Below are 13819 nucleotides of genomic sequence, written 5' to 3'. Positions count from 1 at the left end.
GGAATCGGCGGGCGGCGTCCGGCCGGGCCCGCCGTCCGGCGGACGCGCCGGGCGACTGATCCGATACCGGCGGCCGGGTCAGAACTCGTGGAACCGCCGGTGGTCGGTGGCGAAGTCGTCGGCGACCGTGGCGGACAGTTCGACCAGGGAACGCTTGGTTTCCTTGTGCAATCGGGCCAGATCTATCTCCGCACCCTCGGACAGATGCGGATCGAACGGGATGACGTGCACCGCTCGGCACCGGGACAGGAAGTATTCGCGCAACTGCTGGATGCCCACGTTCGGTGAGCCGGGCCGCGGCAGGTTGATCACGACGACGGCATTGCGCACCAGATGATCGTGGCCGTGCAGCGACAACCAGTCCAGCGTGGCCGCGGCGCTGCGCGCGCCGTCGATCGCCGACGACGAGATCAGCACCAGCGAATGCGCCAGATCCAGCACCCCGGCCATCGCCGAATGCATCAGGCCGGTACCGCAATCGGTGAGGATGATGTTGTAGAAGCGCTGCAGGATGCGCGCCACCTGCCGGTACTCCTCGTCGCTGAACGACTCGGAGGCGGCCGGATCACGTTCGCTGGCAAGCACTTCCAGGCGGCTGGTGCTCTGCGAGGTGTGCCGCCGCACGTCGGAGTAGGCGCCGATCTTCGGATCCAGCAGCAGATCCCGCACCGTGGAACGGGTTTGCAGCGCCACCCGCTGCGACAGCGTGCCGAAATCGGGGTTGGCGTCGACCGCGATCACCCGATCGCCGCGGATCGACGCGAAGATGGAGCCGATGCCCATCGTGGTGGTGGTCTTGCCTACGCCGCCCTTCAGCGACAGTACCGCGATCCGATAGTCGCCGCGCACGGGTTGCCTGATCCGGGCCACCAACTCCTGCAACCGCCGCTCCTCGGCGGACATGCCCGGATTGATGGTTCCGCCGGACATGTGGTGCACCGCCCGGCGCCAGCCCGTGTTCGGCGACTTGCGTGCCCGCCGCACCGGGACATCGTCCAGCGACGGCTGCATACCGCCGGGCTGCGGCGAGGCGTAATTCGTTGTGCCCCACTGCTGCTGGGGCGGCTGACCCGGCTGCTGCCACTGGCCGCCCGGTCCCGGATTCGGGTACGGGCCGTTCGGGTACTGCCCGGCCGGACCGGTGGGATTCGGTTGCGCATAGGGCACATCGGTGCCGTCCGGCGCCCGGTACGACTGACCGGCCTGGGATGCGGTACCGAAACCGGCTGCGGCGCCGCCGTTTCCGTAGCGATCGGCGCCGTAGGGCGGGCCCGGGGGCATCGCCGGGTCCGGCGGCGCGTTGAACCGTGACGGCGGCACCTCGGCGGCGGGCTCGGGAGTGAATCGCGTCGTGGTCTCGAACTGCGGATCACCGGACCCCGCGCCGATCATGTGCGGTGGCAGCCCGTTGAACTCGCCGGCCCCCGGCGTGTCACCGATGATCCGATGCCTGCCACCGCTCGCCGGCCGCTCGGCGGCGGCCGGCGTCCACGGGGCGTTCACCGGCGGCGCGGTCGTCGGCCCATTGTCCGAAGTGCCGGGCACGGAGGAGGTTTCGCCGGTGCGCGGGTCATACTCCGGCCGGCCTGCCGGGAACGGGGATTCGCCGCCGGGCCGTCCTGGTTCGCCGGTTGCCGGCCGGCCGTCACCGGACGAGGCGCCGTCGGGCGTGGTCCGACCGGGCGCGGCGAACGGGAATGCGGCAGGCGCCGCCCCGCCGCCGAAGGCCGCCGGTGCGAAGGGCGGTTCACCGCCGTGGGCCGGTCGGCCCGCATCCCCGGGCTGCTGGGCGCTCGGCGGGACGGAAGAGTTGGGCGTGGCCGGGCCGCCGCCGAACGCGGCTGCGGCGGAATGGCTTTCGCCACCGATCGGCTGGTTGCCAGGACCTCCGGCCGCCGGCGAGTTCCAAGGCTGCGCGGGCGCGAAATTCGATGCGGCCGGCCCGGGAGAAGTTGCGGCCGCGGGGTTTTCACCGGTACGCGGATCGCTGGGACCACCCGGGAGCCGTGCGGGGTCCACCGGTGCCGGGGGCAGGTCCGGCCGGGCGGGATTCGCGGTCGGAGAGGGGGGGAGGTCCGGCCGGTTGCTCTGGCCGCCTGCGGGCCGAATCGGATCGGCCGGTGCGGAGGGAAGATCCGGCCGGTTGCTCGCGCCGCCTGCGGGCCGTAGTGGATCGGCCGACGAACCGGGAAGGTTCGGCCGGTCGCCGGAGCCGTCCGCGGGTCGCGGAGCACCGGCGGGCGACGACGTACGACCACCGTCGTGGGCCTGCGGTCCATTCGCGGACGGCCCGGCGGGAATATTCGACGCTCCGGGGATTCTGCCGAAAGTTGCTGCTGCGGAAGGGCTCCCACCGATCGCCGGACCTCCGTCGGGCACACGTGAGGTGCTCGCGGGCGGCGGTTCCGGCAGGTCCGGCCGGACCGGTGCGCCGGCGGAACCGATCGGCGCGGGCGTATTCGGCCCTGGCAGCCGGAGATCGTCCGCCGTGGGGTTCCCGGCCTCGGCAGGGCGCGGAGGATCCGGCAGTTCCGGACGTGGCACGGAACCGAAGGGCGAAGCCGCGTAAGGACTTTCGCCGGGCGAGGTGTCGCCGCGTGTGGGTGTGGCGGCGTGTTGCGGCCCGGGCGCCGCGGTGGTCGCCGGGCCGGGGCCCACCGGCGAGCGATCGCCGCTGTGATGGGTATCGGGTGCGAAATTCGCGGCCGGGGCGTCGGCGCCGAGCGCGTCCGGCCCGGTGCCGAACGCGTCGAAGCTGCCCACCGGCGCATTCGGACCGGTACCCGGCATTTCGAAACTGCCGCCCGGTGCGATGAAGCCGCCGCCGGGTGTGTTCGGGCCGCCGCCGGGTGTGGTGAAGCCGGCACCGGACGTGTTCGGGCCGGTGCCCGGCGTGGTGAAGCCGCCGCCGGGTGCGTTCGGGCCGGTGGCCGGTGCGGTGAAGTTGCTGTCTGTTGTGCCGAAACCGGGGCCTGGCGTGTCGAGGCCGCCGGGTGGGTTGATGCCGGTGCCCGGTGCACCGGAACCGTGGGTGCCACCGCCGGGGCGGGGTTGGGCTCCGTGCGCGGCCGCGGGGTCTTCGGTGCCGGGCTGTCCGGACGGCCATCCGTCGGGCCGATGGCCGGGGGAGGTCGCGTGCGGGGTGGGTTCGCCGGTCGGGGGGAGCAACCGCGGGGGGAGTTCCGGGCGGTCCGCGGGTGCCGGTGCGCCCGAGAGTTGCGGGCCGTTGCCGATACCCGGTGGGCCGGGGAACGCCGGGCGCTGCTCGGCGGGCGAGGGCGGCAGATCGGGGCGGTGCGAGAGTCGTTCCGTCGTCTCGGCGGGGGCGGAACCGAAGCCCTGGTGGGCCGGTGGCGGTGTGGACCACGGGCCGGATTCGGGCGGGCGGAGGTGCTCGGTGGGCGGCGCCGAGAGGGCGTCCGGGCGCGGGCCCGGGCCGTCCGGGGGCATCGGGAAGCCACCGGGGCCGGGGCCACCGGTCTGCGGAGCGCCGGGGGGTAGCTGGAATTCGCCACCGGTGCGCTGCGGCAGCGGGGGCAGGTTGTCCGGCGGCATTTCCGGTCGGAAACCACCGTTGTAGTCCGGCTCGTACTCCGATTGCCCCCAGGGCTGCTGTTCCGGGGGCTCGGCCTCGGCCCTGTCCTTGCGGCGGCCCCAGCCGCGCTTCTTCTCGGTCTCGGGGGCGGGCCGTTCGGAATCGGACCTGCGGCCGAACCGGCGGCGCGACGACGGCTTCTCCGGGATGAATTCCTCGTGTGGCAGGTTCTGGACCGGGGCCTCGTAGCCGCTCTCGGTGACGTCGTTCTCCGACAGCCACGGCGGCAACATGGGCAGACCGTCGTTGGGGCGACTCACGACCACGCCTCGCCGGGGCTCGCGACGCTCGAATTCGGAAACGCTGCGTCGCCGGGTCGCTCGCTGCGCTCCTGCACCGGATCCCCCTGGAATCTCCTTGCCTACACAAACTGACAGCCGTAGTTTACGCGAGCCGCCGCGAGGGCGACCGGTCGTATGCCCGACTCGTCCCGGCCCGGATGATCCCGGGCCTGCCGAATTGCGCGGTACCCGAGGGGAATTGCGTAGCTGGAGATTTGCCATCCGCGAGACCCGTTGGCCTGGTCCGGGTTCGGGGGCCGGGCTGGAACTCCATGGGTGCGGAGGTGTGCGGGTGCGCCGGGGTGATTGTCGACGCGGCTGCCCGGGGTTGCCGCCGGTCACGCCGAACCGCTGTCCGGTGGGGCTGCGGAGGCGTAGACTACCGATGTTCGGCGGGCGCCCGGCGGGGGCCGGGGTTTCGCTGTAGGCGAGCGGCGGGGTTATTTGGTCGCTCGGTAGAATGCCAGGTAAGCTTGATCGGCGGTGCACCTACCTGCTGGTTTGTACGTGCTTGCACGTGGGGCCGACGGCATGGCGCAAGCTGGCCGACACAGCTGCAACCAAGCGGGTTCAGCCTAAAGGATCGCGGAGGATATGGCGAAGAAAGACGGGGCCATCGAGGTCGAGGGTCGAGTTATCGAACCGCTGCCCAATGCGATGTTCCGGATCGAGCTGGAGAACGGTCACAAGGTTCTCGCACACATCAGCGGGAAGATGCGGCAGCACTACATTCGTATCCTCCCCGAGGACCGCGTGGTCGTGGAGCTGTCGCCCTACGACCTGTCCCGCGGGCGCATCGTCTACCGCTACAAGTGAAACTTCCCGCCGCGGGGCCCGCACGGTCCCCGCGCGGCGGGGTGGGGGTTCGCCCCCGGTGAAACTTCCCCGGTCGTACGACTGGGGAAAAACTGTGTTCACACCCTGTGAACCACAACACAGATTGGACGGACGTGAAGGTTCAGCCGAGCGTCAAGAAGATCTGCGAGAAGTGCAAGGTGATCCGCCGTCACGGCCGGGTCATGGTGATCTGCGACAACCTGCGTCACAAGCAGCGTCAGGGCTGAGCCCTGCCGAGGGTGACCTCGGTCGTTCACCAGCCAAGCACCGAACGCAGTTCGGATTGGCAGAACAAGAAGACCTCCCAGATCCAGTGGGCATCGACGAGCTCGAAAGGGCGGGTGCCCACCTTCCCCCGGTACGGAGGCCGGGGCCTCATACGCGAGGACGGACAGGGAGCAGACCTCCGCAACAGAAAAGGATGTCACGACAGTGGCACGTTTGATGGGAGTCGATCTCCCGCGCGAGAAGCGCATGGAGATCGCGTTGACCTACATCTTCGGCATCGGCCGTACCCGGGCCAAGGAGATCCTGGACCAGACCGGCGTCAGCCCGGACCTGCGTTCCAAGGACCTCACCGACGACGACCTCACCAAGCTCCGCGACTACATCGAGGCGTCGGAGTTCAAGGTCGAGGGTGATCTGCGCCGTGAGGTGCAGGCCGATATCCGTCGCAAGATCGAGATCGGCTGCTACCAGGGCATCCGCCACCGCCGCCATCTGCCGGTGCGCGGACAGCGGACCAAGACCAACGCGCGCACGCGCAAGGGTCCGAAGAAGACCGTCGCCGGCAAGAAGAAGTAGGGATAAATGCCTCCGAAGAGTCGGGCCTCCGGCCCCAAGAAGACCCAGAAGTCGCGGCGGCGGGACAAGAAGAACGTTCCGCACGGTAACGCGCACATCAAGAGCACGTTCAACAACACGATCGTGTCCATCACCGATCCGCAGGGCAACGTCATCTCCTGGGCGTCGTCCGGCCACGTCGGTTTCAAGGGCTCGCGCAAGTCGACCCCGTTCGCCGCCCAGCTGGCCGCCGAGAACGCTGCCCGCAAGGCGCAGGAGCACGGCGTCAAGAAGGTCGACGTGTTCGTGAAGGGCCCGGGTTCGGGTCGTGAGACCGCGATCCGATCGCTGCAGGCCGCGGGCCTGGAGGTCGGCACGATCTCCGATGTCACCCCCCAGCCGCACAACGGCTGCCGTCCGCCCAAGCGGCGTCGCGTCTAGCGGGAAGGAAAGTAGAGAACAATGGCTCGTTATACCGGCCCCATCACCCGCAAATCGCGTCGTCTGCGTGTCGACCTCGTCGGAGGCGACCAGGCGTTCGAGCGTCGTCCCTACCCGCCGGGCCAGCACGGCCGCGCGCGGATCAAGGAGAGCGAGTACCTGCTCCAGCTGCAGGAGAAGCAGAAGGCGCGCTTCACCTACGGCCTGCTGGAGAAGCAGTTCCGCCGCTACTACGAAGAGGCCAACCGCCAGAAGGGCAAGACCGGTGACAACATGCTCCGGCTGCTCGAGGCGCGTCTGGACAACGTCGTGTACCGCGCCGGTCTCGCCCGCACCCGCCGGCAGGCCCGGCAGCTGGTCTCGCACGGCCACTTCATCGTCAACGGCGTGAAGGTGAACGTGCCCAGCTACCAGGTCGCGCAGTACGACATCATCGATGTCAAGGACAAGAGCCTGCCGACGCTGCCGTTCCAGGTGGCGCGGGAGACCGTCGGCGACCGCCCGCTCCCGGGCTGGCTGCAGGTCGTGCCGAACCGGCTGCGGATCCTGATCCACCAGCTGCCGGAGCGTGCGCAGATCGACGTGCCGCTGAACGAACAGCTCATCGTCGAGTACTACTCGAAGTAAGAGCTTGCGCTTCGGGCAGGGGTTCGCCTCTGCCGGAGCCGCTGTCCCGCACGGGCTTTCGGGCTCGTGCGGGAGTCCCAGAAACGGGCGTCAAATAGTGGGCGCCCCTGAAGGAGGAGATCCTCATGCTGATTTCCCAGCGACCTACGCTGACCGAAGAGATCCTGGCCGAGAACCGTTCGAAGTTCACCATCGAACCGCTCGAGCCCGGTTTCGGCTACACCCTCGGCAACTCGCTGCGCCGTACGCTGCTGTCCTCGATCCCGGGTGCCGCGGTTACCAGCATCCGCATCGACGGCGTGCTGCACGAGTTCACCACCGTCCCGGGTGTGAAGGAGGATGTCACCGACATCATCCTGAACCTCAAGGGCCTGGTCGTGTCGTCCGAGGAGGACGAGCCGGTCACCATGTACGTCCGCAAGCAGGGCCCGGGCACCGTCACCGCCGGTGACATCGTCCCGCCGGCCGGTGTGACCGTCCACAACCCGGACATGCACATCGCCACCCTGAACGACAAGGGCAAGCTGGAGATCGAGCTCGTGGTCGAGCGTGGTCGCGGCTACGTCCCGGCCGTGCAGAACAAGGCCTCGGGTGCGGAGATCGGCCGGATCCCGGTGGATTCGATCTACTCGCCGGTGCTGAAGGTGACCTACAAGGTCGAGGCGACCCGTGTCGAGCAGCGCACCGACTTCGACCGGCTCATCCTGGATGTCGAGACCAAGAACTCGATCTCCCCGCGGGATGCGCTGGCGTCGGCCGGTAAGACCCTGGTCGAGCTGTTCGGCCTGGCGCGGGAGCTGAACGTCGAGGCCGAGGGTATCGAGATCGGGCCCAGCCCGGCCGAGGCGGATCACATCGCCTCGTTCGCGCTGCCGATCGAGGACCTGGACCTCACCGTGCGGTCGTACAACTGCCTCAAGCGCGAGGGTGTGCACACCGTCGGCGAGCTGGTCGCGCGTACGGAATCGGATCTGCTGGACATCCGCAACTTCGGGCAGAAGTCCATCGACGAGGTCAAGGTCAAGCTGCATTCGCTCGGCCTCTCGCTGAAGGACAGCCCGGCCTCCTTCGATCCGTCGAGTGTGGTCGGCTACGACTCCTCCACCGGAACCTGGAGCGACAGCGGCTCCTTCCACGACACCGATGCCGGCGAGCAGGACTACGCCGAGACCGAACAGCTTTAGGCGGTCGGGGCCCGCAGCCCCGGTGGCCTTCCCACAAGGAGATTCCTACAATGCCCAAGCCCAAGAAGGGTGCCCGCTTCGGCGGGTCGGCGGCGCACCAGAAGGCGATCTTCGCCAATCTGGCGACGGCGCTCTTCGAGCACGGTCGGATCACGACCACCGAGTCCAAGGCCAAGGCGCTGCGCCCCTATGCCGAGAAGCTCGTCACCAAGGCGAAGGCCGGCACCCTCGCCGACCGTCGCGAGGTGCTGAAGGTCATCCGCAGCAAGGATGTGGTGCACGAACTCTTCGCGAACATCGGACCGTCGTTCGAGGGTCGCGAGGGTGGTTACACCCGCATCATCAAGACGCTGCCCCGCAAGGGTGACAACGCCCCGATGGCGATCATCGAGCTGGTCCGGGAGAAGACCGTGACCAACGAGGCCGATCGCGCTCGCCGCGTGGCCGCGTCGCAGGCGAAGGTCGAGGAGCCGGCCGAGGCTGTTGCCGACGAGGCCGTCGTCGAGTCCGCTGAGGCCGAGTCTGCTGAGGCCGAGTCTGCTGAGGCCGAGGACAAGGCCGCCGAATAAGAGTCTGCCCCGCCGATGCGGGGCGACATCTTGCCGGGAAGCCGTGAAGGAGCCCGCCGTCCCCTCCGGGTCGGCGGGCTTTCTCATGCTAGCGAGAAGGACTGGATCCGTGCCGTTTGAACAGACCGGTGAGTCTGCTGTGAGTGTGCCCGCGATCCGGCGCGTTCGCCTCGATATCGCTTATGACGGCACCGATTTTGCGGGGTGGGCGCGGCAGCCCGGGTTGCGGACGGTGCAGGGGGTGCTGGAGGAGTCGCTGTCGACGGTGCTCCGGGAGTCCGTTCAGTTGACGGTGGCCGGGCGTACCGATGCGGGGGTGCACGCGGAGGGGCAGGTGGCGTCGTTCGATACCGCTGCCGTGGAGCTGGATCTGCCGAAGCTGGTGCATCGGCTGGCGCGGTTCCTGCCCAGGGATGTGCGGGTGAAGGGGGCTCGGTTCGTGCCGGGGGAGTTCGACGCTCGATTCTCGGCTGTTCGGCGGCATTACGTGTATCGGTTGACCACCGCGCCTTACGGGGCCGAGCCTTTGCAGGCGCGCAGTGTTGTTCCCTGCCGTGGGGTCGATCTGGAGGCGATGCGGGTTGCTTCCCGGAACCTGTTGGGGCTGCACGACTTCGCGGCCTTCTGCCGGCGGCGGGAGGGGGCCACGACGGTCCGGGAGTTGCAGCGGTTCGATTGGGAGTCTTCGCCTTTCGAGGGCTCCGCGGGTGCGCTGCTGACCGCTCACGTGAGCGCGGATGCGTTCTGCTGGTCCATGGTTCGCAGTCTGGTGGGGGCGGTGCTCGCGGTGGGGGAGGGGCGGAGGACGCCGGAGTGGACTCGTACTCTTCTCGCCGAACGTGTCCGGTCCAGTGCGGTGACGGTCGCTCCGGCGCACGGGCTCAGCCTGATCGCGGTCGATTACCCGGCCGATGCGGAATTGGCGGCCCGCAATGCGCAGACCCGGGAGATGCGGGTGGTGCCGGGGGACGAAGGGTGCTGCGGGAGTTGAGGTTCGGCGCCGCTCACTCGGCGGCCCGCTTGCTTGCGCACCGTCCGCGCGCGGCGAAAACGCGGAGCCGGAGCTCATACTTCCGTCATCTTTATCTCCGTCCTGCACATGTACCGGTTGTACTTCACTCCGGTGACCTCGAATCGAGTGCCGGGTGGAAACAGGACCTCTTTCTCGTGAGGCTTGGCGGAATATCTGCCGACCCGCTTTCCGGTGCGCGACTTCATCTTGAAGCGCACATTTCCACCGAGGATGGAGCGGCTGCCGCGGCTGGTGCTGGTGAAGGCCGGTTCGGTGATGACTCGGCCCCGCTGGTAGCGTGCGATCTCCTCAGGCGACAGTGAGATATCCCGGAATACCGTCCCGTGGTAGCTCCGCAGTTTCGCCAGCGCTGCTCGCAGATCCGCGACGAAAACCCTGTCCGCAGCCGTCAAATTCCCGGCACGCAATCCCCGGTTGATTCTCCAGTAATTGCCGTCTCCCTTGGTGATCTCGTGGATCACCTCGACGTCACGGTCGGTGAGTTGCCGCGAGACCGGCGCCGATTCTGCTCGTGCGGAGAGCGCGCCCGAATCGTTGTCCAGGAACGTCGATTTCGACAGGAGATCCTCGCCGGCCCGATCGGCCCCCTGCGTCGTGGCATGAACCTCGCGCACGAACTGCGCGGCATCCCGATTCACCTCGAACGCTTTGGTGGATCCGGCCTGCGTAGCGTCGATCAGGGAACGCCCGATCCTCCGGCCCAGTTCCGCCAAGCTGCCGAAAGCCAACGTCGCACCTGCTCCACGGGCGAGATACCGTCACTGCACCCTATTCGGAATTTTCCCATATTCCCGGTGCTGGGGATTATCCCTCGAAACGGTGATCACCTCGCCGACTCGCTCGGGTACCGGGCTCCTGCCCACGCGGTGTCGAACTCTTCGCGGGATATCTCCGAAGCCGAGAATTCGGCATCTCGGTTGATTTCGTCCACCGAGGGTATCGGTATCCGGCCGAGGCCGATCGAATCGGCCTCATGGTCTTCGTCGGTCTCGCCAACTCGGCCGTTGTTTCCATTAGAGATCGTCGCGATATGTGGCGAGTGTAAGACGCCTTGATTACCGGTGGAATCTCTGAGGTAGTTCTCCTGATTCCCACAACTTATCGAGTGTCTTGAAAAATTCGTCCAGATCTCGAGTCATCTCGTTCCGATCGTCTTGCGACAGCGATTCGAGTGGATCGGAAAATTTCAGGCCGTCGGAGTCCGGCCCGGTCCATCCCTTGAACCGCCGACATGATGCACACCATGAATAAGTTATGCGTGCCGTGCGGCCCGGCCCGGTATTGCGATACACATATGTCCGCACTGCTCTGTGGCCGCACGCCGGGCAAATGCGCTCCGTTGGTTCATCGATGAACCGCGGGCCTGCTACCAGGGCTGGTATCTGTGATTGATCGTACTCCCTCATATGCGTGCCTCATCGCTCATCTGTTCCCGCTTCTCTTGAATATTCAAGCATACGTCTGCCGTAATCTTCTGCGGCGCCTTCGTCACCGCCCCATATGTGCGGAGAGTTCCTTGTCGAGATGTAGTGTTTGTGATGGTATATCTCATGATGGATGGTGGTTACTGCCTCATCCATGTCTCGCGGTCCTATGTCTGAAATCTCGATTTTCGGAAGCCCGCGTGGTCCGGTGGCCGGAAGTCCATCGAAGGTGTGGGGGCTATTTCCATATGCCAATCCGGTGGGTGTCTCGATCGTCGGGACATGAACTATATTGTCAATCTTTGACAGACATGCCAGCCCGGCCCAGGCCCAGGGCCATCTTTACCTGATCTATGCTGACGCCAGGACAGTGGTGTCCACCTGGGCTGTTCTGGGATTCTCCTAGATAGGTGTCGTTGTACTGTCCTATCTCGTCGCACTCCTCGGGACGAGCCCGAGCGGATCGGGCCATGCTGTGGGATTGTGTGGGTAAGCCCTCGGATTCGGTGCCGGACCGAGCCCCAGTGGATCAGACGTGAGAAATCGTCCGGTTTGCGGATCGTATGACCTGTTGAGGTTGTAATGAAGACCGGTCTCGGCGTCGTATATCTGTCCGGGATAGCGCAACGGTATCGATGAAGCTCCGCGCCAGCTGGTATCCCCCCATAACTCGGTATCGGCAAGAGAGCGTGTAGTTGCGGTTTCAGGATCTATCAACTGGACGGGAACACCGGCCGGATTGGTGATCACTGCATCGAGTTCTCGGTCGACCAGGTTCTGGTCGCTGATCTGGAGGACGGGTGCATAGGTTCCCGGCCGATAATGCCATCTCGTTATGGAGCCGAGCTCGACCTGTTCAACGAGATACCATGCGGCGAGCTGCGAGTATCACGACCGATCGTCATAGCCGACGAATTTATCGATGTCATCACGAAGATACTCCGAAACGTCCGGTAGCATATGGACCGTGTCTTTCATGTATCGATAGAGTTCAGGTGACCCGTCCCAATAGCTCCTGTCCCTGGTCAGTACCGCGGACAGCAATTCATCGTCGAACCACCAATTTGTATCGGATGGATCTGGAATCATACTGCGCAGGGATTCGAGAGCTAATGGCATCAACCACTTCAGTCCGATATTCTGGGTTATCAGCCTGGCTAATTCGTGGGATTCAAGCTCCTTCATGGGTCGTTTCCGAAGTTTGTAGACGGCTCGAACCAGACTCGTAGACCCGGCGGCGGGCTCCGGCCATGGTCCTTCGTGATCTTGGATGGATTTGTCTTGATCAATGTCGGCCGATGGTCCCATTCGAGTCCTGATGCTAGAAGGTGAGGTTGCCCGGCACTATGTCACCGATGTCCTATGGAATGCAGGAATCCGTTCAGTCGATCGAGTTGGATGATCACCTCCTTTCTCTTCCTGATCAGAACCTCCAGTCCTCTGTCGGTGAGAGTGTCCGGAGGTCGGGCGATCTCGCGTTCGAGTGTCCTTCGGATGCCGTCCAAACCGTTCCTGGCTTGAGTCAGGTCGCTGATGTGGTCGAACGGAACTCCATCGGCGCGCATTGCAACAACGCCGCCGTCGGCCTCTATTCTCGCCGCATGGTAATGATTGTGGTTCGGCTCGGCATTAACATCTCCGACGGGGTCCTGCATAATGTTCTCGAATCGCCGGATGGCGGAGTTGGCGGCGTCGCTGAGTCCTAGTTCGCGGCATCCTGCCAACCCTAGCGGATCGACCCATGCGACGGGGTTGTGCGGGTAGGTACTGGGATTCGGCGCCGGTGCGAGCCCTAGCGGGTCGGGTGTGAGGTATCGGCCGGTGGACGGATCATAGAAACGAAAAAGGTTATAGTGGAGACCGGTTTCCGGATCATGGAGCTGACCCGGAAACCGAACAGTTGGATCGATGCTGTCGCTCCATGTGGTGGAGCCCCAGAGCTGCATGGTTGCAATCGAGATACTGACCACACCGATAGGGTCGAAGAGTTCCATGGGTGTGCCGACGAGATCGGTGAGGATGGCGGAAAAGGAATTATCGGATGCATTTTTTCCAGTGATACGGGCTATGGGCGCGACAGAATCCGGATGGTAGTGCCATCTGGTTGATCCAGTTGGTGTGGAGTCTTCGACGAGTGTTGTGCCGTCCCATGCGAAGTTATGAACGATGTTGTCGGAATCGAGACGTTGCTTGCTGGTTCGCCGCCCCGCTGCATCGTAGGTGTAATGCCAGTGCTGTCCGTCGGGAGTGCGTACATCGGTGAGCTGGTCGAAAGCGTTGTATCGATAGTGCCAGACGTCAGGTTTGCGGGACAGGCGGGTGGTTTTCTTGGCGACGAGACGCCCGGCGGGGTCGTAGGAGTAGCGAGTTCGGCCGGCACGGGTCAGCAGGCTGCCATGGAAATCGCGGTCGCCGTCGGTGCCCGATTCGATAGTTGTGCGGCTAGGTGGATTGTGCTGTGTGTTTGCGGCGGTGATGTTGTTGAGGCGGTCGTAATTGTAGGACTCGCTCAGCACACCGTTCGTATGGATTGTGGCGACCCGGCCGCGGGGATCCAAGCTGTATTGCCGGTGGACCTGTCCGACGCCGGGATGAGTGACGGTGTGGGTGGTGAAGTAGCCGTCGGGCCGGTAGGTGTAGTCATCCCGACGAAGAGAGCGAGGTGGGGGATGATTGGGCTTCCGGTCGAGGGTGAGAGTTTGTTCGGGGTGGGCGATGACTTCTTGAGTGGCGAGGTAACCGTTATCGGTGAAGATGCGGCTGACTGCGATATCTCCGGTGCGCCAGCCGGTAGTGCGGCCCAGGAGATCGTGAGTGAAATCTATGTGGTGACTGTCAACTGACATACTGCGGACATCGCCGGTGTAGTCGTGGTTCCAAGTGGTTACGGACCCAGTGTGGGTAGTGCGTCGGACGCGGCGACCGGCTTGGTCGTATTCGTTTCGCATGGGGGGTTGGTCGTCGAGTTGCTGGGTGGCGAGGTCCCCTGAAGGGGTGTAGGTGAATGTCAGGGTGTGAGTGACAGTATCGCGGGTGCCGGAGGTG

The 13819-nt window shown here is 65.5% G+C and carries 13 protein-coding genes and 1 pseudogene; 8 read left to right on the top strand and 6 right to left on the bottom strand.

Translation table 11 applies throughout. The annotated features are described in order from the left end of the window. Nucleotides 1–78: 78 nt before the first annotated feature. A pseudogene (locus tag LBW94_RS44405) lies at nucleotides 79–1206 on the bottom strand (MinD/ParA family ATP-binding protein); the annotation flags it as partial. Between the two features lie 3264 nt (nucleotides 1207–4470). On the opposite strand from LBW94_RS44405, the gene infA reads away from it, so the two are divergent. The 8 genes from infA (at nucleotide 4471) to truA (ending at nucleotide 9308) form a co-directional block, all read left to right on the top strand. After that, a complete protein-coding gene (gene infA / locus LBW94_RS11650) occupies nucleotides 4471–4692 on the top strand; it encodes a translation initiation factor IF-1 (protein WP_003886926.1) in 222 nt (73 codons plus the stop codon). 134 nt (nucleotides 4693–4826) lie between these two features. Continuing rightward, nucleotides 4827–4940, top strand: coding sequence for a 50S ribosomal protein L36 (gene rpmJ / locus LBW94_RS11645; RefSeq protein ID WP_011207363.1), 114 nt, complete (start codon nucleotides 4827–4829; stop codon nucleotides 4938–4940). Between the two features lie 205 nt (nucleotides 4941–5145). Beyond that, nucleotides 5146–5517: a 30S ribosomal protein S13 gene (gene rpsM / locus LBW94_RS11640; protein WP_019929498.1), complete on the top strand. Its 372-nt coding sequence runs from the start codon at nucleotides 5146–5148 to the stop codon at nucleotides 5515–5517. A 6-nt stretch (nucleotides 5518–5523) separates the two neighbouring features. Then, entirely contained in the window at nucleotides 5524–5937 is a 414-nt protein-coding gene (gene rpsK / locus LBW94_RS11635) for a 30S ribosomal protein S11 (RefSeq protein WP_019929497.1), read from the top strand. A 21-nt stretch (nucleotides 5938–5958) separates the two neighbouring features. Beyond that, nucleotides 5959–6564: a 30S ribosomal protein S4 gene (rpsD, locus tag LBW94_RS11630; protein WP_225060987.1), complete on the top strand. Its 606-nt coding sequence runs from the start codon at nucleotides 5959–5961 to the stop codon at nucleotides 6562–6564. Between the two features lie 125 nt (nucleotides 6565–6689). Next, nucleotides 6690–7748: a DNA-directed RNA polymerase subunit alpha gene (locus tag LBW94_RS11625; protein WP_019929495.1), complete on the top strand. Its 1059-nt coding sequence runs from the start codon at nucleotides 6690–6692 to the stop codon at nucleotides 7746–7748. 50 nt (nucleotides 7749–7798) lie between these two features. Beyond that, entirely contained in the window at nucleotides 7799–8317 is a 519-nt protein-coding gene (rplQ, locus tag LBW94_RS11620) for a 50S ribosomal protein L17 (RefSeq protein WP_225060986.1), read from the top strand. A gap of 109 nt (nucleotides 8318–8426) precedes the next feature. Beyond that, nucleotides 8427–9308: a tRNA pseudouridine(38-40) synthase TruA gene (gene truA / locus LBW94_RS11615; protein ID WP_225060985.1), complete on the top strand. Its 882-nt coding sequence runs from the start codon at nucleotides 8427–8429 to the stop codon at nucleotides 9306–9308. 74 nt (nucleotides 9309–9382) lie between these two features. On the opposite strand, the gene LBW94_RS11610 is transcribed toward truA, so the two are convergent. The 5 genes from LBW94_RS11610 to LBW94_RS11600 all read right to left on the bottom strand — a co-directional run. Beyond that, a complete protein-coding gene (locus LBW94_RS11610) occupies nucleotides 9383–10078 on the bottom strand; it encodes an ADP-ribosyltransferase domain-containing protein (protein ID WP_225060984.1) in 696 nt (231 codons plus the stop codon). Between the two features lie 95 nt (nucleotides 10079–10173). Next, on the bottom strand, nucleotides 10174–10371 hold the full coding sequence (locus tag LBW94_RS44400; RefSeq protein ID WP_416276894.1) for a DUF6881 domain-containing protein: 198 nt from the start codon (nucleotides 10369–10371) through the stop codon (nucleotides 10174–10176). Between the two features lie 829 nt (nucleotides 10372–11200). Continuing rightward, nucleotides 11201–11524, bottom strand: a complete 324-nt coding sequence (locus LBW94_RS44395; protein ID WP_225060983.1) for an RHS repeat-associated core domain-containing protein — start codon at nucleotides 11522–11524, stop codon at nucleotides 11201–11203. Nucleotides 11525–11662: 138 nt separating this feature from the next. Then, a complete protein-coding gene (locus tag LBW94_RS11605; protein WP_225060982.1) occupies nucleotides 11663–12082 on the bottom strand; it encodes a contact-dependent growth inhibition system immunity protein in 420 nt (139 codons plus the stop codon). Nucleotides 12083–12123: 41 nt separating this feature from the next. Then, a partial coding sequence (locus tag LBW94_RS11600) for a polymorphic toxin type 28 domain-containing protein (protein WP_266270653.1) occupies nucleotides 12124–13819 on the bottom strand: 1696 nt, incomplete at its 5' end.

This window comes from Nocardia sp. alder85J, assembly GCF_020176955.2.
Lineage (GTDB): Bacteria > Actinomycetota > Actinomycetes > Mycobacteriales > Mycobacteriaceae > Nocardia.
This window is presented reverse-complemented; position numbering and strand designations above follow the sequence as displayed.

Excerpts from the sequence above, each read along its gene's own strand:
- infA (WP_003886926.1), top strand. The coding sequence starts at position 4,471 with ATGGCGAAGAAAGACGGGGCCATCGAGGTCGAGGGTCGAGTTATCGAA.
- rpsK (WP_019929497.1), top strand. The coding sequence starts at position 5,524 with ATGCCTCCGAAGAGTCGGGCCTCCGGCCCCAAGAAGACCCAGAAGTCG.
- rpsD (WP_225060987.1), top strand. The coding sequence starts at position 5,959 with ATGGCTCGTTATACCGGCCCCATCACCCGCAAATCGCGTCGTCTGCGT.
- LBW94_RS11625 (WP_019929495.1), top strand. The coding sequence starts at position 6,690 with ATGCTGATTTCCCAGCGACCTACGCTGACCGAAGAGATCCTGGCCGAG.
- rplQ (WP_225060986.1), top strand. The coding sequence starts at position 7,799 with ATGCCCAAGCCCAAGAAGGGTGCCCGCTTCGGCGGGTCGGCGGCGCAC.
- LBW94_RS11605 (WP_225060982.1), bottom strand. The coding sequence starts at position 12,082 with ATGGGACCATCGGCCGACATTGATCAAGACAAATCCATCCAAGATCAC.